The sequence below is a fragment of the Streptacidiphilus sp. PB12-B1b genome (assembly GCF_014084125.1).
Lineage (GTDB): Bacteria > Actinomycetota > Actinomycetes > Streptomycetales > Streptomycetaceae > Streptacidiphilus.
The window spans coordinates 5,772,943-5,794,112 of the sequence record NZ_CP048405.1; the positions used below are offsets into that span (position 1 = coordinate 5,772,943).

The window sequence follows — 21,170 nt, forward strand, 5'->3', positions numbered from 1 at the left end:
CGAGGCGTCGGACCCCATGATCCCGCATGTTCCTGCGCCTGGGCGCGCGCTGCGGCGGGGCCGGGGGGACGGCGGCCGATCGGGCCGGGGCGCAGGCCGACCCGATCAGCGCGGCGGCGCGGCACCCCCCGCGCGGTACCGCCCCGCCTCGTCCTGCCGGGCCACCCTAGCCATGACGCCCACCATCCGGAATCCGCATTCCACCAGCTGAGACAGGCCGGCCGGGGCAGGCGCCACACCTTCGCCGCCGTCGTCATCGCCGCCGTCGCCGCCGTCGTCGTCGCCGAGCGGGGGCGCCGACCGTACGGGCTCGGGTACCCGGGTGCGCTGGGTGACCACGATGCAGCCGAGCACCGCCGACGCCGCGCCCAGCACCAGCGGCGTCAGCCGCTCGCCCAGCAGCAGCGCCGACCAGGCCAGGGTGAGCAGCGGCTGGGCGAGCTGCAGCTGGCTGGCCCGGACCACCCCGATCAGGGCCATCCCCCGGTACCAGACCACGAAGCCGCCGAACTGCGAGCCGGCGGCCAGGTAGACCACACCGGTCAGCGCCCGCACCGTGGGGTGCACCGGCTCGGTGGCCAGCGCGGACGCCGTAATCAGCGCGGAGACCGGCATGGCCAGCACCACGCCCCAGCCGATCACCTGCCATCCGGGCATCTCCCGGGCCAGCCGCCCGCCCTCGGCGTATCCGGCGGCGCAGACCGCGAGCGCACCGAAGAGGCAGAGGTCGCCGGGGGCGGGACGGCCGTGGTTCTGCGCCAGGGCGAAGCCGATGACGACGGCGGCGCCGGTCAGGGCGGCGGCCCAGAAGCGGCGCGGCGGCCGGGCCCCGGTCAGCGCGGCCGAGACGGCGGCGGTGGCCAGGGGGAGCGCGCCGGTGACGACGGCGGTGTGGGCGGTGCTGGAGGTCTGCAGGGCGATGGTGGTGAGCAGCGGGAAGCCGATGACGCAGCCCCCGGCCACCACCGCCAGGCCGCGCCAGTGTCGGCGCTCCGGCAGCGGGACGCGCCCGATAGCCAGGCAGCCGAGCGCCGCCAGTCCGGCCAGCAGCCCGCGGATGCCGGTCACCGCCCAGGGGCCGAAGCCGTCCAGGGCCCAGTCGGTCGCCGGGAAGCTGAAGGAGAAGCAGAGCACGCCCAGGGCGGCCAGCAGCACGCCGCTTTCCGCTATCCCGATCCGATCAGTAGCGCTATCCTTGTTTCTCATGAATGAGCGTAGCAGTGTGGCGGAACTCGCGGCATCCCTGCGGAGCGAGTTGCAGCGCTACTCCGTCGGCCAGCGACTGCCGTCCAGCCGGGAGCTGGTGCGGCTGCACCAGGTGAGCCCGGTGACGCTGTCGCGCGCGGTCGCGGTGCTGGCCGCCGAGGGGCTGGTGGTCTCGCGCCCCGGCGCGGGCGTCTACCGGGCCGAGCCGGGCCGCCCGGCCGCCCCGGCCGGGGACGCCTCCTGGCAGGAGGTGGCACTGAGCGCGGACGCGGGCGCACGCGGCGTCGGCGCGGCGCATGTGCTGGCGATGCTGGCCGTGCCGCCGGACGACGTGATCGACCTGAACGGCGGCTACCTGCACCCCTCGCTGCAACCGGAGCAGGCGCTGGCCGCCGCCCTGGCCCGGGCCGGGCGGCGGCCGGGGGCGTGGGGGCGGCCGCCGGTGGAGGGCCTGCCGGATCTGCGCGCCTGGTTCGCCGATGCGGTCGGCGGCGGCCGGGACGCCGGGCATCCGCTGGCCGCCTCCGACGTCCTGGTCACCGCCGGCGGCCAGGGCGCGCTGACCACCGCCCTGCGCTCGCTCGCCGCGCCCGGGGCGCCGGTGCTGGTGGAGTCGCCGACCTACCCGGGGGCGCTGGCGGTCGCCCGGGCGGCCGGGCTGCGGCCGGTCCCGGTCCCGGTCGACGCCGACGGCGTCCGTACGGATCTGCTTGCCGACGCCTTCGAGGCGACCGGCGCCCGGCTGTTCGTCTGCCAGCCGCTGTTCCAGAACCCGACCGGCGCGGTGCTCTCCGCCGCCCGCCGGTCCGAGGTGCTGCGGATCGCCCGCGCGGCCGGGGCCTTCGTGGTCGAGGACGACTTCGCCCGCCACCTGGTCCACGCGGACGCCCCGGCGCTGCCGTCGACGCTGGCCGCGCAGGATCCGGACGGCGTGGTGGTGCACATCCGCTCGCTCAGCAAGGCCGCCTCGCCGAGCCTGCGCGTCGGCGCGCTCACCGCGCGCGGCCCGGCCTGGGAGCGGCTGCGGGCCGCCCAGGTGGTGGACGGCTTCTTCGTGCCGCGCCCGCTCCAGGAGGCGGCCCTGGAGCTGGTGGCGGCGCCCGCCTGGCGGGCGCACCTGCGCCGCACCGCGCTCGCCCTGCAGCAGCGCCGACAGCTCGCCGCCACCGAACTGCTGCGCCTGCATGATTTTCTGACGCTCCGCCATATTCCTCATGGGGGTTACCACCTGTGGCTGCGCCTGCCCGACGGCAGCGATCCGGAGCGGATCGCGGCCGACGCCCGGCGGTTGGGCGCGGCGATCTCCCCCGGCCGGGCCTACTTCCCCGCCGAGCCCCCGGCCCCGCACCTGCGCCTCAGCTACGCCGCCGCCCCGGACCTCTCCCGGATCACCGACGGCATCCGGCTGCTGGGCCGGGCCTGCGCCGATTCCGCAACCCCGCAGACACCCTGACGCACCCTCAGCAAAGCTGCACAGTTTTGTCCCGCATGATCCAAAAACCGCCCTGAGCTGCCTACTTGATGATCCGTCAGCCAAAATTGGTCCAGACCCTTGACGCCCTCCTTGGTACGTACCAATCTCTCATGTGACGGGTACCTGACTATCGGGAGGCAGTACTGTGCCACCATCCAGACGGCTCGGCCTAACGCTCACCGGGGCGGTGATAGCCGTGTTCAGCCTCGCCACCTCCCTGCTCGGGACGAGTGCCGGAGCGGCCACCGCCGCCACCAACACCACCGGGGCCGCCGCCACCAGCGGCGGGCTGAAGGTCGCTTACTACGACCAGTGGTCCATATACCAGAACGGCTTCTACCCGAAGGCGCTGGACACCGAGGGCATCGCGGGCAAGGTCGACTACCTCATCTACGACTTCGAGAACATCGACCCGACCAACCTCACCTGCTTCGAGAACACCAAGGCCACCGACCCCGACCCGGGCGGCGAGACCGACCCCAACGCCGGTGACGGCGCCGAGGACGCGTACGCCGACTACCAGGACGAGTACTCCGCCGCCAACTCGGTGAGCGGCACGGCCGACGTCTACAACCAGCCGATCGCGGGCAACTTCCACCAGCTCCAGGAGCTGAAGGCGAAGTACCCGAACCTGAAGATCCTGCTCTCCATCGGCGGTTGGACCTACTCCAAGTACTTCTCCGACGTCGCGGCCACCGCCGCCTCGCGGCAGAAGTTCGTCTCCTCCTGCATCAACATGTTCATCGACGGCAACCTGCCGTCCGAGGGCGGCTTCGGCGGCAACGGCACCGCCAAGGGCATCTTCGACGGCTTCGACATCGACTGGGAGTACCCGGGCTCGCCCAACGGGCACCTCGGCAACCACTACTCCACCGCCGACACCGCCGACTACACGGCGCTGCTGGCCGAGTTCCGCAGCGAGCTCAACACCCAGGGCGCGGCCGACGGCAAGACCTACGCGCTGTCCGCCGCCCTGCCGTCCGGTCAGGACAACATCGACCTGATCCAGACCAACCAGATCGCCCAGTACCTGACCTTCGGCGACCTGATGAGCTACGACATGTACGGGGCGTGGAACGCCACCGGCCCGACCGACGAGCAGGACCCGCTGTACGCCAACCCCAACTCGCCGGAGGCGCCGGTAGCGCCTGGGAAGGAGACCTTCAGCATCGACAACGCCGTCCGTGCCTGGACAGTCGGTGATCCGGCGTACAGCATCCCCGGCGGCTTCCCCGCGAACAAGCTCAACCTGGGCCTGCCGTTCTACTACCGGGGCTGGACCGGCGTCCCGGCCGGTTCGCAGCACGGCCTCTACCAGACCGCGACCGGCGCGTCGGCGGGCCAGACCTACTCCGGGAACGTGCCCGGCGTGGCCATGTACAAGGAGATCAGCGGGACCGTCGCCAACCCGGCCGACCAGTACTGGGATCCGGTGACCGACTCGGCGTACTTCTACGACGGCACCAACTTCTACGGCGGCGAGGACGCCAAGTCCATCCAGGCCAGGGCCGACTACGCGCACTGCAACGGCCTGGACGGGTTCATGATGTTCTCGCTCTACGACCTCGATCCGGCGACCACGCTGTTCAACGACGCGGTCAGCGACATCAACGGCTCCGCGGCCTCCTGCACGGCGCCGCCCACCGGTTCGCCCACGGCCTCCCCGACTGCGTCGGCCACCCCCACGCCGACGCCGACGCCCACCGCGCCGCCGACCACACCTCCGCCCACGACTCCCCCGCCCACCACGCCGCCGCCCACCACACCCCCGCCGTCCGGCGGCTCGCTGGTCAACGGCGGTTTCGAGACCGGCAGCCTCAGCCCGTGGACCTGCCAGACCGGCAGCGCCGTGGTCAGCACCCCGGTCCACTCCGGCAGCCACGCCCTCCAGGTGACGGCCAGCTCCTCCACCACCGGGGAGTGCGACCAGACCCTCACCCTGCAGCCCAACCACAGCTACACACTCAGCGGCTGGATCCAGGGCAGCTACGCCTACCTCGGCGTCAGCGGCGGTGCCACCGCCAGCACCTGGTCCAGCAACAGCTCCTGGAACCAGCTCAAGGTGGCCTTCACCACCGGCTCCAGCGGCACCGTCACCGTCTACGTCCACGGCTGGTACGGCCAGGGCAACGTCTACGCCGACGACCTCAGCGTGAGCTGAGCGCCGGCCCCGCTCAGCACGGCAGCACGCCCTGAGCACACCCGGGGGCGGGCCGCCGGGCAGCGCGTCCGCGACCCCGGTCCGGCCGCCGCCCGGCGACCCGCCCCCACCTCTGCCCGCCCTCGGGGCTAGGCCAGCACCCGCAGCTCCCGGGTGACCCGGTTCAGCCGCTCGCCGCCGGTGCGGGTGCACACCGCGATGTCCTCGATCCGCGCCCCGTACGCGCCCGGGATGTAGATGCCCGGCTCGATCGAGAAGGCCATGCCCGGCTCCAGCGTCCGCTGCGAACCGGCCACGATGTACGGCTCCTCGTGCGTCTCCAGGCCGATCCCGTGGCCGGTGCGGTGGATGAAGTAGTCGCCGTAGCCCTCGCCCTCGATCAGGTCGCGGCCGATGGCGTCCAACTGCTGGGAGGTGATGCCGGGGATCACCGACTCGGTCTGTGCGGTCTGCGCCGCCAGCAGCACCCCGTAGGCCCGCAGGTACTCCTCCGGGGCCTGGCCCACCACGTAGTTGCGGGTGGAGTCGGAGCAGTAGCCGGACGGCATGGTGCCGCCGATGTCCACCACCACCGGGTCGCCGGGCTGGATCACCCGGTCGGACACCTCGGCGTGCGGGCTGGCGCCGTTCGGACCGGAGGCGACGATGACGAAGTCCACCCTCGCGTGCCCGGCGGCGATGATGGCGTCGGCGATGTCCCGGCCCACCTCGCGCTCGGTCCGGCCCGGCTTCAGCCACTCGCCGACGTTCAGGTGCACCGCGTCGATCGCCGACGCGGCCTCGCTCAGCGCCCGCACCTCGGCGTCCGACTTGCGCATCCGCAGCTCCCCCAGCGCCTGCCCGGCCAGCGCCTGCTCCACCCCGGGCAGCGCCTCGCGGAACGCCAGCACCTTCTCCGCCCACATGTGGTTGTCCAGGCCGATCCGGCCCAGCCCGGACGGCAGCCGGGAGGCGACCAGCGCGTACGGGTCGTCGGTCTCCCGCCAGCCGACGATCTCGATCCCCAGGCCGCCCGCGGGCGACGCCTCGGCGGCGGGCCGCTCCAGCAGCGGCACCACCAGGAACGGCTCCCCCTCGGCGGGCGCCACCAGGCAGGTCAGCCGCTCCAGCGGCTGCGCCTCGTAGCCGGTGAGGTAGCGCAGGTCAGGGCCGGGCGAGACGAGCAGCGCGTCCAGCCCGGCCTCCGCCGCGGCCTTCTGGGCGCGGACCACGCGGTCCGCCGGATACAGGTTCGGGTCATGTGCCATGCCCCCAGTCCACCATCCCGCCGCCCCCGGCGCAGCCCCGCCGGTGCGCGGGGTCAGTGCTGGGCCTGGTACTGCGCGCGGGTCATGGCGTACACCCGGGTCGGGCGGTCGGTGCCGGGGCGGACGGTGTCCCGGTCCGGCCGCATGCCCAGTCTGACCATGATCCGCTCGGAGGCGGTGTTGCCGATCTGGCAGATGCTGACGATCCGCTCCAGCCCGCCGTCCGTGAAGGCGTACCGCAGGGCCGCGCGGGCGGCCTCGGTGGCCAGGCCCCGGCCCCAGAGCGGGCGGGCCAGGCGCCAGCCGATCTCGACGGCCGGCAGCACCTCGGGCAGGAAGTGCGGCACCGCAAGGCCGGCGAACCCGGCGAATTCGCCGGTCTCCCGCAGCTCGACCGCGAACAGGCCGTAGCCCTCGGCCTCCCACAGGCCCTCGACCTGCTCGACCAGCCGCCGCGCCTGCTCCTCGTCGCGGACCGAGCCGTCGCCGATCCAGCGCATCACCTCGGGATCGGCATTGATCCGCGCGAACGGGTGGACGTCCTCGTCGCTCCAGCGGCGCAGCACCAGCCGTGGCGTCTCGATCCTGATCATCCGTCAATCCTGGCCCGGGCCGGGCGCCCGCCACCACGCAATACCGAGGCGGCGCTGCGGCCCGGCGCGGCGGAGCCGACCTCCGGGACCGGCCGGTGCGGGGCCACCCGCGAATACGGTGGCAGGACGGGTGACCACGGGCCCGCAATCGGGTACAACGAGTGCATGCTTCTCCACCTGACGACACTCGACGGCTGGCTGGCGCACCCCGACCGCCCCTACGCCACGGCCACGCTGGCGCTGGAGGGCTTCATCCACTGCTCGGCGGACGAGGAGCAGGTCCTGGCCGTGGCCAACGACCGCTTCGCCCGCACCCCCGGTCCGCTGATGGTGCTGCTGATCGAGGAGGACGCGCTGGACTCCGCCGTCCGCTGGGAGGCCGCCGAGCCGGACGGCCCGCTGTTCCCGCACATCTACGGCCCGGTGAACCGCTCGGCCGTGGCCGGGATGCTGGAGGTCGAGCGGGACGCCGAGGGCCGCTGGGCCAAGCTCGCCCTGTGGAGCTGACGCCGTCGCGGCCCGGGCGGTGTCGCCCGGGCCGCGGGTGGCGCGTCCGGCCTGCTCACATGTGCACGGCGGCCGGGGCGTCCGGGTCCTGCACGACCCGGCCGCGCCGGTAGAGCACGCCGGTGAGCAGCATGCCGACCACGAAGAAGCCCGCCGACCACCAGTAGGCGGTGGAGTAGCTGTGCAGCTGCGCCTGGGCCACCAGCTGCGGGCTGGGCCGCTTGCCCGCCAGGTAGTCGGTGGCCGCACTGGCGGCCAGGGTGTTGAGCAGCGCGGTGCCGATGGAGCCGCCGATCTGCTGCATGGTGTTGACGGCGGCCGAGGCCACACCGGCGTCCTCGTGGCTGATCCCGGCGGTGGCCAGGCTCATCGCCGGGGGCATCACCAGGCCGAGGCCGAGGCCGGTGACGATCAGCGCGGGCAGGACGCTGGCGGCGTAGGCGCTGCCCAGGCCGAGGCCGGTGAGCCAGACCATGCCGCCGGCCGCCATCGCCATGCCCAGCGGCACCACCGGCTTGGGGCCGAGCCGGGGGATGAGCACGTTGGTGGAGAGCTGCGCGGTGACCATGAGCGCGCCGATCATCGGCAGGAAGGCCAGGCCGGTGCGGACCGGGGTGTAGCCCAGGGACGCCTGGAGGTAGTACGTCAGGAACAGGAAGACCCCGAACATGCCCGCGCCGGAGATGGCGACGGCCAGGAAGGACGCGCCCCGGTTGCGGTCGAGCAGCACCCGCAGCGGCAGCAGCGGGTTGGCGGCGCGGGTCTGCCACCAGGTGAAGACGGCCAGCAGGGCGCCGCCCGCGACCAGGAATCCCCAGGTCATCGGCGAGGACCAGTGGTGGGTGTCGGCGTTGGAGAAGCCGTAGACCAGGCCGAAGAGGCCGGCCGAGACCAGCAGCGTCCCCGGCAGGTCGAGCTTGGGCCGGTGGGCGGGCTTGCCGCGCCGCAGCAGCAGCAGGCCGCCGGCGAAGGCGACGACCGCGAAGAACAGGTTCACGTAGAGGGTCCAGCGCCAGCTGAGGTGCTCGGTGAGCAGGCCGCCGAGCAGCAGGCCGATGCCGCCGCCCGCTCCGGCGATGGCGCCGAAGATGCCGAACGCCTTGGCCCGCTCCTTGGCCTCGGTGAAGGTGGTGTTGAGCAGCGAGAGCGCGGCGGGGGCCAGCAGCGCGCCGAACAGGCCCTGCAGGGCGCGGCCGGTGACCAGCACCTCGAAGCTTCCGGCGGCTCCGGCGAGGGCCGAGGAGAGGGCGAACCCGGCCACCCCGGTCAGGAAGACGATCTTGCGTCCGACCAGGTCGGCGAGGCGTCCGCCGAGCAGCAGCAGGCTGCCGAAGGCGAGCGAGTAGGCGGTGACGACCCACTGCCGGTCGCTGTCGGAGAAGGCCAGGGCCTTCTGCGCGGAGGGGAGGGCGATGTTCACGATGGTGGCGTCGAGGACGACCATCAGCTGGGCGAGGCCGATGACGGCCAGCACCCACCAGCGGTGCGCAGGGGCGGGTTCCGCGCCCGGTACGGGGTCGACGCGGGCGTCGACGGCGGTCTGGCTCATGGGCGTCTCTCTCTGAACGAAACGGTTTCGTACGAGAGAACGCTACGCCCAGGCTTATCGAAACGCAAAAGTTTCGTTAGGCGGGTCGGGGGAAGACACGTCGGCCGGGCCGCAGCTCAGCTGTGCTGCAGCGCGGGCAGGACCACCGCGTCGATGTAGCGGATCAGGTACTCCGGGTCCGCGAAGCGGTCCTCCAGGATCTTCCGCGACGGCAGCGCCCCGAACAGCATGTGTACGAAGAACTCCGCCGCCGCGGCGTCCGCCCGGACCTCGCCCCGGTCCACCGCGCGCTGCAGCAGCGCGTACAGCACCTCGCGCTCGGGCTCGATCAGCATCTCCCGCAGCGCCGCGGCCAGGTCGGCGTTCTGGTGCGCGGCGTGCCCGATCGCGCTCAGGAAGACGGTGTCCTTCTCCGCGTCCGAGCCGATCCGCCGCGCGGTCGCGTGCAGGTCGCCGCGCAGCGTGCCGGTGTCGATGTCGGACACCGTGACGAAGGTCGTGTGCCGCATCGCCGCCGCCACCAGCTGCGGCTTGCCCTGCCACTGCCGGTACAGGGTGGCCTTGCTGGAGCGGCTGCGGGCCGCGACGGCGTCCATCGTCATGCCCTCGTACCCGACCTCGTGCACCAGGTCGATGACGGCCTGGTACAGCTCGGCCTCCCGCTCGGTACTGAGGCGGCTCCGGCGCGCCGTCGCGGTCATCGGACTACAGCCCGACGGTCTTCATCAGCTGGCCGACCTCGGGGTTGGTCAGCCGCCGCAGCCAGCCCGACTTCTGGTCGCCCAGCGCGATCGGGCCGAACTGCACCCGCACCAGCTTCTCCACCGGGAAGCCCATCTCGGCCAGCAGCCGGCGGACGATGTGCTTGCGGCCCTCGTGCAGGCTCACCTCGACCAGGTAGTTCTTGCCGACGTTCTGGACGACCTTGAAGCTGTCGGCGCGCGCCCAGCCGTCCTCCAGCTCCACGCCCTTCGCCAGCTGCTTGCCCAGGTCGCGCGGGATCGGGCCCTGAATCGCCGCCAGGTACGTCTTGACCACGCCGTACTTGGGGTGGGTCAGCCGGTGCGCCAGCTCGCCGTGGTTGGTGAGCAGGATGATGCCCTCGGTCTCGGTGTCCAGCCGGCCCACGTGGAACAGCCGGGTCTCCCGGTTGTTCACGTAGTCGCCCAGGCACTGGCGGCCGTCCGGGTCCTCCATGGTCGCCACCACGCCGGCGGGCTTGTTCAGCGCGAAGAACAGGTACGACTGGGTGGCGACGGTCAGGCCGTCCACCTTGATCTCGTCGTTCACCGGGTCGACCCGCTTGCCCTGCTCCAGCACCGTCTTGCCGTTGACCTCGACCCGGCCCTGGTCGATCAGCTCCTCGCAGGCGCGGCGGCTGCCCATGCCCGCGCGGGCCAGGACCTTCTGCAGCCGCTCGCCCTCGGGCTCGCCGTGGGTCTTCGGCAGCTTCACCGCGGGCTTGTCGTGCCGCGCCCGCACCGCGTCCTCGACCTTGGCCTGGAGCTCGCGCGAGCGCACCGGCTTGGCCGGGCCGCGCCGCGCGCCCCCGCCGCCGCCCAGCGCGCCGGGGCGGATCTGCCCGACCGAGCGCCCCGCGCTGGGCGTGCGCGCCCCGAACTCGGGACGGTCGTAGGAGCGCTGCTCCGGACGCGGCGCCTCCTTCTCCCAGCCGCTGCCGCTGCGGCGCTGGCCGCCGCCCTGGCCGCCCTGGCCGCCGCTGCGCCCGCCGCCCGTGCCCCGGCTGCTCGCGCCCCGGCCGCCCGCACCACTGCCGCCGCGCTGGCTCCCGCCGCGCTGGCCACCTCCGGCGCCACCGCCGCCGTTGCCGTTCCTACCGTTGCTGCTGTTACCGCTACTACCGCTACGCATCAAGAAGTCCGTTGTCGAATCCGTCGTCGGGGCCGCGTCCCAGGGCGGGTGTCACTGCCTATCACCTGCTCCGTCCGCCCGCCCAACCGTTCGCCGCACCCGCAGCCAGCACTGCGCTAGCTCTGTGCGGCGACCGCCTCGGCGATCGCGGAGCCCTCCTGCGAGTCCGGTTCCACATCGTCGGCCTCAGGCAGGAAGGGGGCCAGCTCCGGCAGCTCTTCCAGGCCGCGCAGCCCCATCCGTTCCAAAAATTGTTGCGTCGTCCGGTAGAGGATCGCTCCTGTTTCCGGCTCGGACCCGGCCTCCTCGACCAGACCCCTCTGCACAAGGGTACGCATGACACCGTCACAGTTCACACCACGGACGGCCGATACCCGTGAACGGGACACCGGCTGCCGGTAGGCGATGACCGCCAGAGTCTCCAGCGCGGCCTGCGTCAGCCGGGCCTGCTGGCCGTCCAGGACGAACCGGTCGACGGCCGGGGCGCAGCTCGCGCGGCTGTAGAAACGCCAGCCCCCGGCGACGAAGCGCAGGTCGAAGCCCCTGCCCTGGGCGGTGTACTCCTCCGCCAGCGCGGCCAGGGCCGCGGCGACCGCGCGCTTGGGCCGCTCCAGCACCTCCGCCAGGTGCGCGACGGTCGCGGGCTCGTCCACGATCATCAGAATCGCCTCCAGCGCCGCCTTCAACGGCACCCCCAGATGCGGCGCGGGCTCCGCCGCGGGCGCGGGCTCCGCCGCGGGCGCGGGGACGGCGGGGGCGGGCACGGAGGCCGCAGGCCCAGGGGGAGAGGGCGCGGGCGCTGGGGCGGGCTCCGCCGCAGGCCCGGGGACGGCGGGGGCGGGGTCGGCCGTTACGGGGGCGGGGTCGCGGAGGACGGTTTCGAGGTACTCGCCGGGGCGGGGGCGGCCGGGCATGCCGAGGCGGCGGCGGGGGGCGCCGCCGGTGCCGCCGTTGCTGTCGTCGTCGGGGGCGGAATTCATGGGTGCCTGCCTTCCCCGGGCTCGGCCCGGACCTCCGTCGCCGGTGTGTCGAATTCGTCCGTGAGCCGCACCTGCGCGTCCCGCGCGCCGATCCACTGCACCAGCAGCTCCCCCAGCGCCTCCGGCTGGTCGAAGAGCAGCACCCGCTCGCGGTACAGCTCCAGCAGCGCCAGGAACCGGGCCACCACGGTCAGCACGTCCGGGGCGTCCGCGGTGAGCGTGCGGAAGCTGGCGCCGCCCAGCTCCCGCAGCCGCTCCATGACCAGCTCGGCCTGCTCGCGGACGTTCACCGTCGAGGTGTGGATGTGCTCGACGTACACCACCGGCCTGGGCTTGGGCTCCATCGCCTTGGCCGCGAGCCGGGCGAAGCCCTCCGGGCCGAGCCGGATGACCACTTCGGGCAGCAGCTCGGCGTGGTGCGGCTCCAGGCCGACCGTGCGCGGGCGGCTGAGCAGCTCCGCCGCCCAGCGCTCGGTGAACAGCGCGGCGATCCGCTTGTAGGCCCGGTACTGGAGCAGCCGCGCGAACAGCAGGTCGCGGGCCTCCAGCAGGGCCAGGTCCTCCTCGTCCTCGAGCTCGGCGACGGGCAGCAGCCGGGCCGCCTTGAGGTCCAGCAGGGTCGCCGCGACCACCAGGAACTCGCTGGCCAGGTCGAGGTCCCAGTCCGGGCCCATGGCCCGGATGTGCGCGATGAACTCGTCGGTGACCCGCGACAGCGAGACCTCGGTGACGTCGAGCTTGTGCTTGGCGATGAGGCTGAGCAGCAGGTCGAACGGGCCCTCGAAGTTGTCCAGCCGCACCTGGAAGCCCCCGGCGGGCGGGGCCCCGGGCTCGGCGGCGTCGGGCGCCGCTGCCCGCTCCTCGGGCTGGGTGGGTGTGCTCATCAGGGTCCATCGTGGTCGGCGGCGGCGTCCGGACGTGCCCGGGCGGGTGCCGACACGCTGCACGCGGGCTCCGGGACACCGTCCCGGCGGCATCGTCCGATCACCATACGACCTGACCGCCGCCGCTCCCCCGGGGCCCCGTCGGACGCCCGGGAGGGGCCCCTAGCGGCCGCGGAGCCGCCGTACCAGGATGCTGGCCTCGCCGCGCTGCTCCAGGTCGGCCAGGACGACCGCCACGGCCTCGCGCACTATCCGGCCGCGGTCGACGGCCAGGCCGTGCTCGCCGCGCAGGACCAGCCGGGCGTGCTCCAGGTCGATGAGCTCCTCGGCGGAGACGTACACCGTGATCTTCTCTTCGTGCCGCTCGCGCCCGGTGGGCCGGGAGCGGCCCGCGCCGCGCGGCTTGCGGCGGGCCGGGTCGGCGCCGGCCGGGGGCTGCGGCCCGGCCGGGCGGGGCCCGGGGAGCTGCTGCGCATTGGTACGGGGGGTTCCGTTGTGCGGGGCGCCGTTGTACTGGCCGGCGGCCTGTGCGGCGGGTTCGGCGGGCTCGACGGCGGCTGCCGCGCCGTGCTCCCCGGCCGGGTCGGCCGGTCGGCCCTCGCGCCCGTCCCGGGACTCGCGCCCCTCCCGCGCCTCCCGTGCCTCGCGGGCCTCGCGGTTCTGCAGGGAGTCGGGCGCGCGGGGCGCGGGGGTGAGCGACGTCCCACCGGTGGTCCGGAACAGTTCGTCCGCGCCCGGGAGGCTCACTCGACGGGGCACCGGGCGAGCACCTCCCTGGCGAGCTGGCGGTAGGCGGCGGCGCCGACGGAGTTGGAGGCGTAGGTGGTGATCGGCTCGCCGGCCACCGTGGTCTCCGGGAAGCGCACGGTACGGCCGATGACGGTGTGGAAGACGTGCTCGCCGAACGCCTCGGTCACCCGGGCCAGCACCTCGCGGCTGTGCACCGTGCGGGAGTCGTACATGGTGGCCAGGATGCCGTCGAGCCGCAGCTCCGGGTTGAGCCGCTCGCAGACCTTCTCGATGGTCTCGGTGAGCAGCGCGACCCCGCGCAGCGCGAAGAACTCGCACTCCAGCGGGACGATGACGCTGTTGGCCGCGGTCAGCGCGTTGACGGTGAGCAGCCCGAGCGAGGGCTGGCAGTCGATGATGACGTAGTCGTAGTCGGGCAGCAGCGGCTTGAGCGCCCGCGCCAGCGCCGACTCCCGGGCCACCTCGCTGACCAGTTGGACCTCGGCGGCCGACAGGTCGATGTTGGACGGCAGCAGGTCCATGCCCGGCACGGCGGTCTTGAGCAGGACCTCGTCCGCCGTCAGGCCGCGTTCCATGAGCAGGTTGTAGACCGTGAGGTCGAGTTCCATCGGGTTGACGCCGAGGCCGACCGACAGCGCGCCCTGCGGGTCGAAGTCGACGAGCAGCACCCGGCGGCCGTACTCGGCCAGCGCCGCACCGAGGTTGATGGTCGAGGTGGTCTTGCCCACCCCGCCCTTCTGGTTGCACATGGCGACGATCTTCGCCGGGCCGTGCTCGGTCAGCGGCGAGGGGATCGGGAAGTACGGCAGGGGGCGGCCGGTGGGGCCGACGCGCTCGCGGCGCTGTCTGGCGGCGTCCGGGGCCAGGGTGGCGGCGTACTCGGGGTCGGGCTCGTACTCGGCGTCGGGGTCGTAGAACTGACCCTCCGGCAGGTTGCTCTGGGCCAGGCCGGGCTCGATGGCGTCGAAGGCCGCCGCGTCCTGCGGGCCGTTGTCGTACGCCCCGTTGTCATAGGCCCCGTTGTCGTAGCGGGCCGTGCCGGGCTCGGAGCCCGCGTGTTCGTGACTGTGCGCCGTGCCGGGGTGGCCGGGCTGCTGCCGGGCGTCGAAGGTGCGGACCTCGTCCTCCCCGGAGCGACCGGCGGTGTGCTGCTGCACCAGTCCAGGCTGACCACCCCCGGGAGCAAATGTCGACTCATTCACAAGTCGTCTTACCTCCTTGGCGACCGCCGTTGACACCGGATCTATGGGGGGCTCTGGGGCTGTGCCCCCTCCACTGGGCGGCATGTGCCGTGCCGCAGCCTAGCAACGACACAGTAGCGTCAACCACCACACCAGCGATGCACGAACCAACATGTCGATATGACTAGCCCACTGAACCGTTGCCCCACGGTCGCCCGCGCACACCGCTCTCCCGTGCCACCACGGCCCGCACGGCCCCGGGAACAGCACGTCGGGCGATGTCGGTCACATCCGAGCCAGGGTGACGTGATCGGCGACATGTTGACTTTTCGTCAATACCGGCATATGCCGAAGCCGAGGGCGGGGTGACGCGCACTGTCGGTGCGTCACCCCGCCCCCGGCGGGCGGGTACTGCGGCCCGTTCGGGCCGGGCGGCGGGAGCCGGTCAGGCCAGGACGGTGTCCAGGGCGACCGAGCCCAGGCCGTGCGCCTCGGCGACGGAGGCGTAGGTCAGCTGGCCCTCGTGCGCGTTCAGGCCCTTGGCCAGCGCGGCGTCACGGGCGCAGGCCTCCTTCCAACCGCGGTTGGCCAGCTCGACGATGTACGGCAGCGTCGCGTTGGTCAGCGCGTAGGTGGAGGTGTTGGGCACCGCGCCGGGCATGTTGGCGACGCAGTAGAACACCGAGTCGTGGACCTGGAAGGTCGGGTCGTCGTGCGTGGTCGGACGCGAGTCCTCGAAGCAGCCGCCCTGGTCGATGGCGATGTCGACCAGCACCGAGCCCGGCTTCATCCGCGAGACCAGCTCGTTGGTGACCAGCTTGGGGGCCTTGGCGCCGGGGATCAGCACCGCGCCGATGACCAGGTCGGCGTCCAGGACGGCCTTCTCCAGCTCGAAGGCGTTGGAGGCGATGGCCTTGATCCGGTTGCCGAAGATCTTGTCGGCGTCGCGCAGCTTGTTGATGTCGCGGTCCAGCAGGGTCACGTCGTAGCCCATGCCGATGGCGATGGTGGCCGCGTGCCAGCCGGAGACGCCGCCGCCGATGACCACGGCCTTGGCCGCGTGGGTGCCGGGGACGCCGCCGGGCAGCGTGCCGCGGCCGCCGGCCGGGCGCATCAGGTGGTACGAGCCGACCTGCGGGGCGAGCCGGCCGGCCACCTCGGACATCGGGGCGAGCAGCGGCAGGGCGCCGTTGGCCAGCTGCACGGTCTCGTACGCGATGGCGGTGGTGCCGGAGGCGAGCAGTGCGTCGGTGCACTCCCGCGAGGCGGCCAGGTGCAGGTAGGTGAAGAGGGTCTGGCCCTTGCGGAGCCGGTGGTACTCCGAGGCGATCGGCTCCTTCACCTTGAGCAGCAGGTCGGCCGTGGCCCAGACCTCGTCGGCGGTGTCGAGGATGGTCGCCCCGGCGGACACGTACTCGTCGTTCGGGATCGAGGAGCCGACCCCGGCGTTGTTCTCGACGAAGACCTCGTGGCCGTTGCGGACCAGTTCGTGGACGCCCGCGGGCGTGATGGCAACGCGGTACTCGTGGTTCTTGACCTCGCTGGGGATGCCGACCTTCACGGCTAAACACGTCCCTTGCACATGGGGGTACCCCGACGACGGACACGCCGTCGGGCGGCCGCGCACTGGTTGCGGCACTTCCGAGTGTAATGAAGCCGGAGCGATGCGCCAGCCTTCCAATCTGACCAATTGTTTCTCTTCGGTTGGCAGTTTCGTAGGCTTGTGCAGGTTGCATTGCCGCGATTCGCCACATAGCAGATGAAACACTCACCTACTATCATTCACTCCGAACCGGGCGGCGTCACCTCGGCCCGCACCCCCGCCGCAACCGCCCCGGCGGCCTCCGCCGCACCGCCCGCGCGGGTCGCCGGAAGGCCCAGCGCCACCGCCTGCTCGCGCTGCGCCCGGGCCCCGGCCGGGTCGCCGGCCCGCTCCAGCGCCTCCGCCATCCGCACCAGCACCTGCGCCTGCAGCCGGGCGCCGGTGCGGCCGTCGTCCAGCGCGCGGGCGGCGGCCAGCGCCTCGCGCTGGGTGCGCAGCGCCTGCTCGGTGCTGCCGGACAGCTCCTGCGCCCGGGCGACGCCGAGCAGCGCGGCGACCGCGCCGAGCCCGTCGCCGAGCTTGCGGTGCAGCCCCACCGCCGCGCGGTAGTCGCGCAGCGCCTCGCCGAACCGCCCCTGGGCGGTGTGCACGGCGGCGAGCCGCCCCAGCAGCCGCAGCTCCTCGGCGCGCTCGCCCCGGCTGCGGCGCAGCGCCAGCGCCCGGCCGTACCAGTCGGCGGCGCGCACCAGGTCGCCGGAGGCGCGGTAGGCCCCGGCCACGGCCTCCAGGATGCGGCCGACCGCGATCTGGTCGTCGACGGCCCGGGCCGGGCCGAGAGCGGCCCGGTAGCGCTCCAGCGCCCGGGCGTGCTCGCCCGCGCGGGCGTGCAGATCGCCCAGGTTGACCAGGGCGGCGGCCTGCTGCCGGGCCCGGCCGCCACGGGCGGCCAGCTCCAGGATGGCGCCGTGCAGCTCGTACAGGTCGGCGGCGACCGGCTGGGCGCCGCCCGCCCACAGCGGCAGCGCCCGGACCAGGGTGGTGGCCAGCCGCATGGCCAGGCCGTCCAGCCCGCCGTCGGCCAGGGCGATCCGGACGGCGGCACGCAGCACCGGCAGTTCGTCGTCCAGCCAGCGCCAGGCGTCGGCGGCGGTGGCGAAGCGCATGGAGGCGGGCAGCGGCTCGGGCTCGGGGCCGGAGCCGGGGGCGATCCGGTGGACGCAGGCGGTGAGCAGCCGCACCAGGCGCTCCAGCATCCGGGCGCGGGCCAGCTCGGTCTCGGCGGTGCGGTCGGCGGCGAGCAGCCCGGCGAGCGGTGCGCGCAGGGCTTCGGGCAGCTCGTACCCGGCGTGCTCGGCGGCCCGGGCGGCGGCTGCGGCCCCCGGGTCGGCGTCGGCTCCGACCGCTCCGGCGTCGGTTCCGGCGTCGGGGTGCGTGCGGGCCGGGACGCGGGGGTTGAGCAGCTGCTGTTCGGCCAGGGCGGCCAGGTGGCCGGCGGCGGTGTCGACCGGGCAGCCGAGCAGCGCGGCCGCGGTCCGGGGCTCGGCCCGGCCGTCCGGGGCGATGGTGAGCAGCCGCAGCAGCCGGGCGGCGGGCGCGGTCAGCCCCTCGTAGACCAGGTCGAAGGCGCGGCGCAGCGGGTCGGTGTCGCGCAGCGCGGCGCCGGGCTGCTTCAGCAGGCTGACCCGCTGCGGGGTCTCGGCGAGCAGCTGCCGGGCGTCGGCGACCGAGGCGCCGGGGCGGGTCCGCAGCCAGCCGCCGACCAGCCGCAGCGCGGCCGGGTGGCAGGCCAGGCCCTCGACCAGGCCGCGGGCGGCGACCGGGTCGCAGACGATCCGGGTGTCCCCGGCCAGGGAGGTGATCAGGGCCAGCGCGGTGCGCACGTCCAGGCCGCCGAGGACGCACGGCCGGGCGTCGGCGATGCCGGTCAGCGGTCCGGCGGTGACGGCCACGACCAGGCAGCCGGGGGCCTGCGGCAGCAGCGCGGCCAGCTGGTCGGAGGTGCGGACGTCGTCCAGCAGCAGCAGCGCGCGGCGCCCGGAGAGCGCGCTGCGCAGCGCCGCGCAGTCGGGGTGCTCGGCGTCGGCGTCGGCGTCGGCCGCGCTGTCGTGTCCGGCGAGCGGGCGGCGGGCGGGCGGCTCGCCGAGGGCGGCCAGCAGTCGGCGGGCGATCCGCCCGGCCGGGACCGGCCCGCCGCCGGGCTCGCCGAGGCGGACGAAGAACTGCCCGTCGGGGTAGTCGGCGGCGATGTCGTGGGCGAAGCGCAGCGCCAGCGAGGTGCGGCCGGAGCCGGGGCGGCCGGCGACGACCAGCACCCGGGTGGCGGAGGCGTCCGGGCCGTCGCCGGGCTCGCCGCCGCGGGCCGCGAACGCGGGCCGATCCACCTCCTCGCGCAGCCGGGCCAGTTCGGTCTGCCGCCCGGCGAAGTACGGCGGGGCCGGGGGCAGCGCCGCCCCGAACTGACGTGCCGTCTGTGCTGCAGCCACGTGCGCCACTCCCGTCCAACGGACCTGCCTGCGGCCTGGACCGGGCGGCGAGCGCGAGGCGGTTCCGGCCCGGGAAGGGGCCCCGCGGGGCCCCTTGACGCAGCGTAGTTCAGATCGGGGAGGGCACTGCCGACGACCGTGCGATTGGCGATGCGATTACCGGGAAACTCACTCGAACGGACGGGCGGGCCAGGGCGCACCGGCGGGCCGCAGCCCGTCCAGGCCCGGACCGTCCAGCGCCACCCGGGCCGCCAGCACCGCCGACACCAGCGCGCCGTTGTGCAGTTCCCCGGCGAGCACCAGCCGCACCAGCTCGTCCAGGTCGACCCGGTCCACCTGGAGGTCCAGCTCCTCGTGCTCCGCCTCGAAGCGCGCGCCGTCGGCGTCGGCCAGATCCTGCGCGAGGAAGATCCGCAGCGCCTCCGAGGAGCCGCCCGGCGAGGCGTAGAAGTCGATCAGGACCCGCCAGTCGCCGGCCTTGGTGTACGCCTCCTCGTAGAGCTCGCGCTGCGCGGCGTGCAGCGGGTTCTCCCCGGGGACGTCCAGCAGCCCCGCCGGGAGCTCCCACAGCCGGTGCCGCACCGGGTGCCGGTACTGGCGGACCAGCAGCACCCGGCGCTGCTCGTCCAGGGCCAGCACGCCCACCGCGCCCGGGTGCTGCTGGTAGTCGCGGGCCGCGACCGCGCCGTCGGGCATCACCACCTCGTCGGTGCGGATGTCCCAGATGCGTCCGGCGAAGGACGTCTGGGACGTCCGGACCTCCCACTCCTCCGGGACGTCCCTGATCCGCTCCGCGCCCCGCCCGGCCGCCTGCTCCGCGCCCTGCCCCGCCATGACCGCTCCCGCCGCTCGCGCCAACCCGCCTGACCAGCCGTGCAACCGCGCCGGGTGCGGGCGCGGCCGAACCGCCGCGCCCGCACCCGGGACCTGCTACTTCGCCTCGGCCTGCCGAGCCCCGACCGGCTGGGCACCGACCGGCTGCGCATCGGCCGCCGAGCCCTCGCCCTGCTGCCGCCGCACGGCCGCCGCGACCAGCCCCGCGAACAACGGGTGCGGGCGGGTCGGACGCGACTTCAGCTCCGGGTGCGCCTGCGTGGCGACCAGGTACGGGTGCACCTCACGCGGGTACTCGACGTACTCCACCAGGTCGCCCTTGGGCGAGAGCCCGGAGAAGACCAGCCCGGTCTTCTCCAGCTCGCCGCGGTAGGCGTTGTTGACCTCGTAGCGGTGCCGGTGGCGCTCCTCGACGTACTGCTCCCCGGCGTACACCTCGCGCACGATCGAGCCCTCGGCCAGCTTGGCCGGGTACAGGCCCAGGCGCATGGTGCCGCCCAGGTCGCCCTTGCCGTCGACGATCTCCAACTGCTCGGCCATGGTGGAGATGACCGGGTGCCTGGCCGCCGGGTCGAACTCGGTCGAGTTGGCCTCGGGCAGGCCGGCCAGGTTCCGCGCGGCCTCGATGACCACGCACTGCAGGCCCAGGCACAGGCCCAGCAGCGGGATCTTCTTCTCCCGGCCGTAGGTGATCGCGGCGACCTTGCCGTCCACGCCCCGGTCGCCGAAGCCGCCGGGGATGCAGATCGCGTCCACGTCGCCGAGCTGCTGCCGCGCGCCCTCGGGGGTCTTGCAGTCGTCGGAGGCGACCCACTTGATCTCGACCTTGGCACGGTTGGCGAAGCCGCCCGCCCGCAGCGCCTCGGTCACCGACAGGTAGGCGTCGGGCAGGTCGATGTACTTGCCGACCAGCGCCACCTTGACGGTGTGCTCGGGCTCGTGGACGCGGCGCAGCAGGTCGTCCCAGACGGTCCAGTCCACGTCGCGGAAGGCCAGGCCGAGCCGGCGGACGACGTACGCGTCCAGGCCCTCGCCGTGCAGCACCCGGGGGATGTCGTAGATGGACGGCGCGTCGATCGCGGCGACCACGGCCTCCTCGTCCACGTCGCACATCAGGCTGATCTTGCGCTTGATGGCCTGCGGGACCTCGCGGTCGGCGCGCAGCACCACCGCGTCCGGCTGGATGCCGATGCTGCGCAGCGCGGCCACCGAGTGCTGGGTCGGCTTGGTCTTCAGCTCGCCCGAGGGGCCGATGTAGGGCAGCAGCGAGACGTGGACGAAGAACACGTTGTCGCGGCCGACCTCGTGCCGGACCTGCCGGACGGCCTCCAGGAACGGCAGCGACTCGATGTCGCCGACGGTGCCGCCGACCTCGGTGATCACCACGTCGACGTCGTCGGTGGCCATCCGCCGGATGCGGGACTTGATCTCGTTGGTGATGTGCGGGATGACCTGGACGGTGTCGCCCAGGTACTCGCCGCGGCGCTCCTTGGCGATGACGGTCGAGTACACCTGGCCGGTGGTGACGTTGGCCGAACCGTGCAGGTTGGTGTCGAGGAAGCGCTCGTAGTGGCCGATGTCCAGGTCGGTCTCGGCGCCGTCGTCGGTGACGAACACCTCACCGTGCTGGAACGGGTTCATCGTGCCCGGGTCGACGTTCAGGTACGGGTCGAGCTTCTGCATGGTGACCCGCAGGCCACGTGCCTTGAGCAGGGCCCCCAGGCTGGACGCGGTCAACCCCTTGCCGAGCGAGGAGGCGACACCGCCCGTGACGAAGAGGTGCTTGGTCGTCGTGCTGTTCCGAGTACCGGAATGGGGCTGTGCCAAGAGGGGGCTCCCGTGGTCGCGTCTTGAGTACCCGGCGGTCCCTGAGGGGGCGGGTCAGCGGCGGTGCAGCGCACCTGTC

General features: G+C 73.6%; 17 protein-coding genes. 3 read left to right on the forward strand and 14 right to left on the reverse strand.

Features of this window, described 5'->3' with window-relative positions; all coding sequences use genetic code 11:
- Positions 1-105: 105 nt before the first annotated feature.
- A complete protein-coding gene (locus GXW83_RS24955; RefSeq protein WP_182445312.1) occupies positions 106-1,206 on the reverse strand; it encodes a DMT family transporter in 1,101 nt (366 codons plus the stop codon).
- Between GXW83_RS24955 and GXW83_RS24960 the strand changes: the two genes are divergently transcribed.
- Together GXW83_RS24960 and GXW83_RS24965 are read left to right on the forward strand one after the other, a co-directional pair.
- A complete protein-coding gene (locus GXW83_RS24960) occupies positions 1,205-2,659 on the forward strand; it encodes a PLP-dependent aminotransferase family protein (RefSeq protein ID WP_182445314.1) in 1,455 nt (484 codons plus the stop codon). The two genes, GXW83_RS24955 and GXW83_RS24960, sit on opposite strands and share 2 nt — an antisense overlap.
- 166 nt (positions 2,660-2,825) lie before the next feature.
- Complete coding sequence (locus GXW83_RS24965) at positions 2,826-4,841, forward strand: glycosyl hydrolase family 18 protein (RefSeq protein WP_182445316.1); 2,016 nt, start codon at positions 2,826-2,828, stop codon at positions 4,839-4,841.
- 128 nt (positions 4,842-4,969) lie between these two features.
- Here GXW83_RS24965 and GXW83_RS24970 read toward each other — a convergent pair whose 3' ends face one another.
- Both GXW83_RS24970 and GXW83_RS24975 read right to left on the reverse strand, forming a co-directional pair.
- Entirely contained in the window at positions 4,970-6,088 is a 1,119-nt protein-coding gene (locus tag GXW83_RS24970) for a Xaa-Pro peptidase family protein (protein WP_182445318.1), read from the reverse strand.
- Positions 6,089-6,141: 53 nt separating this feature from the next.
- The gene (locus GXW83_RS24975; protein ID WP_182445320.1) at positions 6,142-6,681 is read right to left on the reverse strand and encodes a GNAT family N-acetyltransferase; all 540 of its coding nucleotides are present in this window, start codon (positions 6,679-6,681) and stop codon (positions 6,142-6,144) included.
- 165 nt (positions 6,682-6,846) lie between these two features.
- On the opposite strand from GXW83_RS24975, the gene GXW83_RS24980 reads away from it, so the two are divergent.
- Positions 6,847-7,188 (forward strand): DUF952 domain-containing protein, encoded by a 342-nt coding sequence (locus GXW83_RS24980; protein ID WP_182445322.1) that lies wholly within the window; start codon positions 6,847-6,849, stop codon positions 7,186-7,188.
- Between the two features lie 55 nt (positions 7,189-7,243).
- Here the strand turns inward: GXW83_RS24980 and GXW83_RS24985 are convergent, their stop codons facing one another.
- The 11 genes from GXW83_RS24985 to GXW83_RS25035 all read right to left on the reverse strand — a co-directional run bounded on the left by GXW83_RS24985 (position 7,244) and on the right by GXW83_RS25035 (position 21,091).
- Entirely contained in the window at positions 7,244-8,737 is a 1,494-nt protein-coding gene (locus GXW83_RS24985) for a DHA2 family efflux MFS transporter permease subunit (RefSeq protein ID WP_182445324.1), read from the reverse strand.
- A 116-nt stretch (positions 8,738-8,853) separates the two neighbouring features.
- Positions 8,854-9,438 (reverse strand): TetR/AcrR family transcriptional regulator, encoded by a 585-nt coding sequence (locus GXW83_RS24990; protein ID WP_182445326.1) that lies wholly within the window; start codon positions 9,436-9,438, stop codon positions 8,854-8,856.
- A 4-nt stretch (positions 9,439-9,442) separates the two neighbouring features.
- Complete coding sequence (locus GXW83_RS24995; protein WP_182445328.1) at positions 9,443-10,609, reverse strand: pseudouridine synthase; 1,167 nt, start codon at positions 10,607-10,609, stop codon at positions 9,443-9,445.
- A 116-nt stretch (positions 10,610-10,725) separates the two neighbouring features.
- Positions 10,726-11,523, reverse strand: coding sequence for an SMC-Scp complex subunit ScpB (scpB, locus tag GXW83_RS25000; protein WP_182447539.1), 798 nt, complete (start codon positions 11,521-11,523; stop codon positions 10,726-10,728).
- Between the two features lie 62 nt (positions 11,524-11,585).
- The gene (locus GXW83_RS25005) at positions 11,586-12,473 is read right to left on the reverse strand and encodes a ScpA family protein (RefSeq protein WP_225447234.1); all 888 of its coding nucleotides are present in this window, start codon (positions 12,471-12,473) and stop codon (positions 11,586-11,588) included.
- Positions 12,474-12,635: 162 nt separating this feature from the next.
- Positions 12,636-13,232, reverse strand: a complete 597-nt coding sequence (locus GXW83_RS25010; RefSeq protein ID WP_225447235.1) for a hypothetical protein — start codon at positions 13,230-13,232, stop codon at positions 12,636-12,638.
- Entirely contained in the window at positions 13,217-14,182 is a 966-nt protein-coding gene (locus GXW83_RS25015) for a ParA family protein (protein WP_225447542.1), read from the reverse strand. Before GXW83_RS25015 ends, GXW83_RS25010 begins: the two co-directional genes overlap by 16 nt.
- A 667-nt stretch (positions 14,183-14,849) precedes the next feature.
- Positions 14,850-15,965, reverse strand: coding sequence for an alanine dehydrogenase (gene ald / locus GXW83_RS25020; protein WP_182445334.1), 1,116 nt, complete (start codon positions 15,963-15,965; stop codon positions 14,850-14,852).
- 221 nt (positions 15,966-16,186) lie between these two features.
- Positions 16,187-18,430, reverse strand: a complete 2,244-nt coding sequence (locus GXW83_RS25025) for a tetratricopeptide repeat protein (RefSeq protein ID WP_182445336.1) — start codon at positions 18,428-18,430, stop codon at positions 16,187-16,189.
- A gap of 168 nt (positions 18,431-18,598) precedes the next feature.
- Complete coding sequence (locus GXW83_RS25030) at positions 18,599-19,264, reverse strand: NUDIX hydrolase (protein WP_182445338.1); 666 nt, start codon at positions 19,262-19,264, stop codon at positions 18,599-18,601.
- A gap of 96 nt (positions 19,265-19,360) precedes the next feature.
- Positions 19,361-21,091 (reverse strand): CTP synthase, encoded by a 1,731-nt coding sequence (locus tag GXW83_RS25035; protein WP_182445339.1) that lies wholly within the window; start codon positions 21,089-21,091, stop codon positions 19,361-19,363.
- Positions 21,092-21,170: the final 79 nt, after the last annotated feature.

Bases quoted from the DNA above. Each gene is read 5' to 3' on its own strand.
- GXW83_RS24960 (WP_182445314.1), top strand. From the start codon at position 1,205: ATGAATGAGCGTAGCAGTGTGGCGGAACTCGCGGCATCCCTGCGGAGC.
- GXW83_RS24955 (WP_182445312.1), bottom strand. From the start codon at position 1,206: ATGAGAAACAAGGATAGCGCTACTGATCGGATCGGGATAGCGGAAAGC.
- GXW83_RS24970 (WP_182445318.1), bottom strand. From the start codon at position 6,088: ATGGCACATGACCCGAACCTGTATCCGGCGGACCGCGTGGTCCGCGCC.
- GXW83_RS24975 (WP_182445320.1), bottom strand. From the start codon at position 6,681: ATGATCAGGATCGAGACGCCACGGCTGGTGCTGCGCCGCTGGAGCGAC.
- GXW83_RS24980 (WP_182445322.1), top strand. From the start codon at position 6,847: ATGCTTCTCCACCTGACGACACTCGACGGCTGGCTGGCGCACCCCGAC.
- GXW83_RS24985 (WP_182445324.1), bottom strand. From the start codon at position 8,737: ATGAGCCAGACCGCCGTCGACGCCCGCGTCGACCCCGTACCGGGCGCG.
- GXW83_RS24990 (WP_182445326.1), bottom strand. From the start codon at position 9,438: ATGACCGCGACGGCGCGCCGGAGCCGCCTCAGTACCGAGCGGGAGGCC.
- GXW83_RS24995 (WP_182445328.1), bottom strand. From the start codon at position 10,609: ATGCGTAGCGGTAGTAGCGGTAACAGCAGCAACGGTAGGAACGGCAAC.
- scpB (WP_182447539.1), bottom strand. From the start codon at position 11,523: ATGCCCGGCCGCCCCCGCCCCGGCGAGTACCTCGAAACCGTCCTCCGC.
- GXW83_RS25005 (WP_225447234.1), bottom strand. From the start codon at position 12,473: ATGAGCACACCCACCCAGCCCGAGGAGCGGGCAGCGGCGCCCGACGCC.
- GXW83_RS25030 (WP_182445338.1), bottom strand. From the start codon at position 19,264: ATGGCGGGGCAGGGCGCGGAGCAGGCGGCCGGGCGGGGCGCGGAGCGG.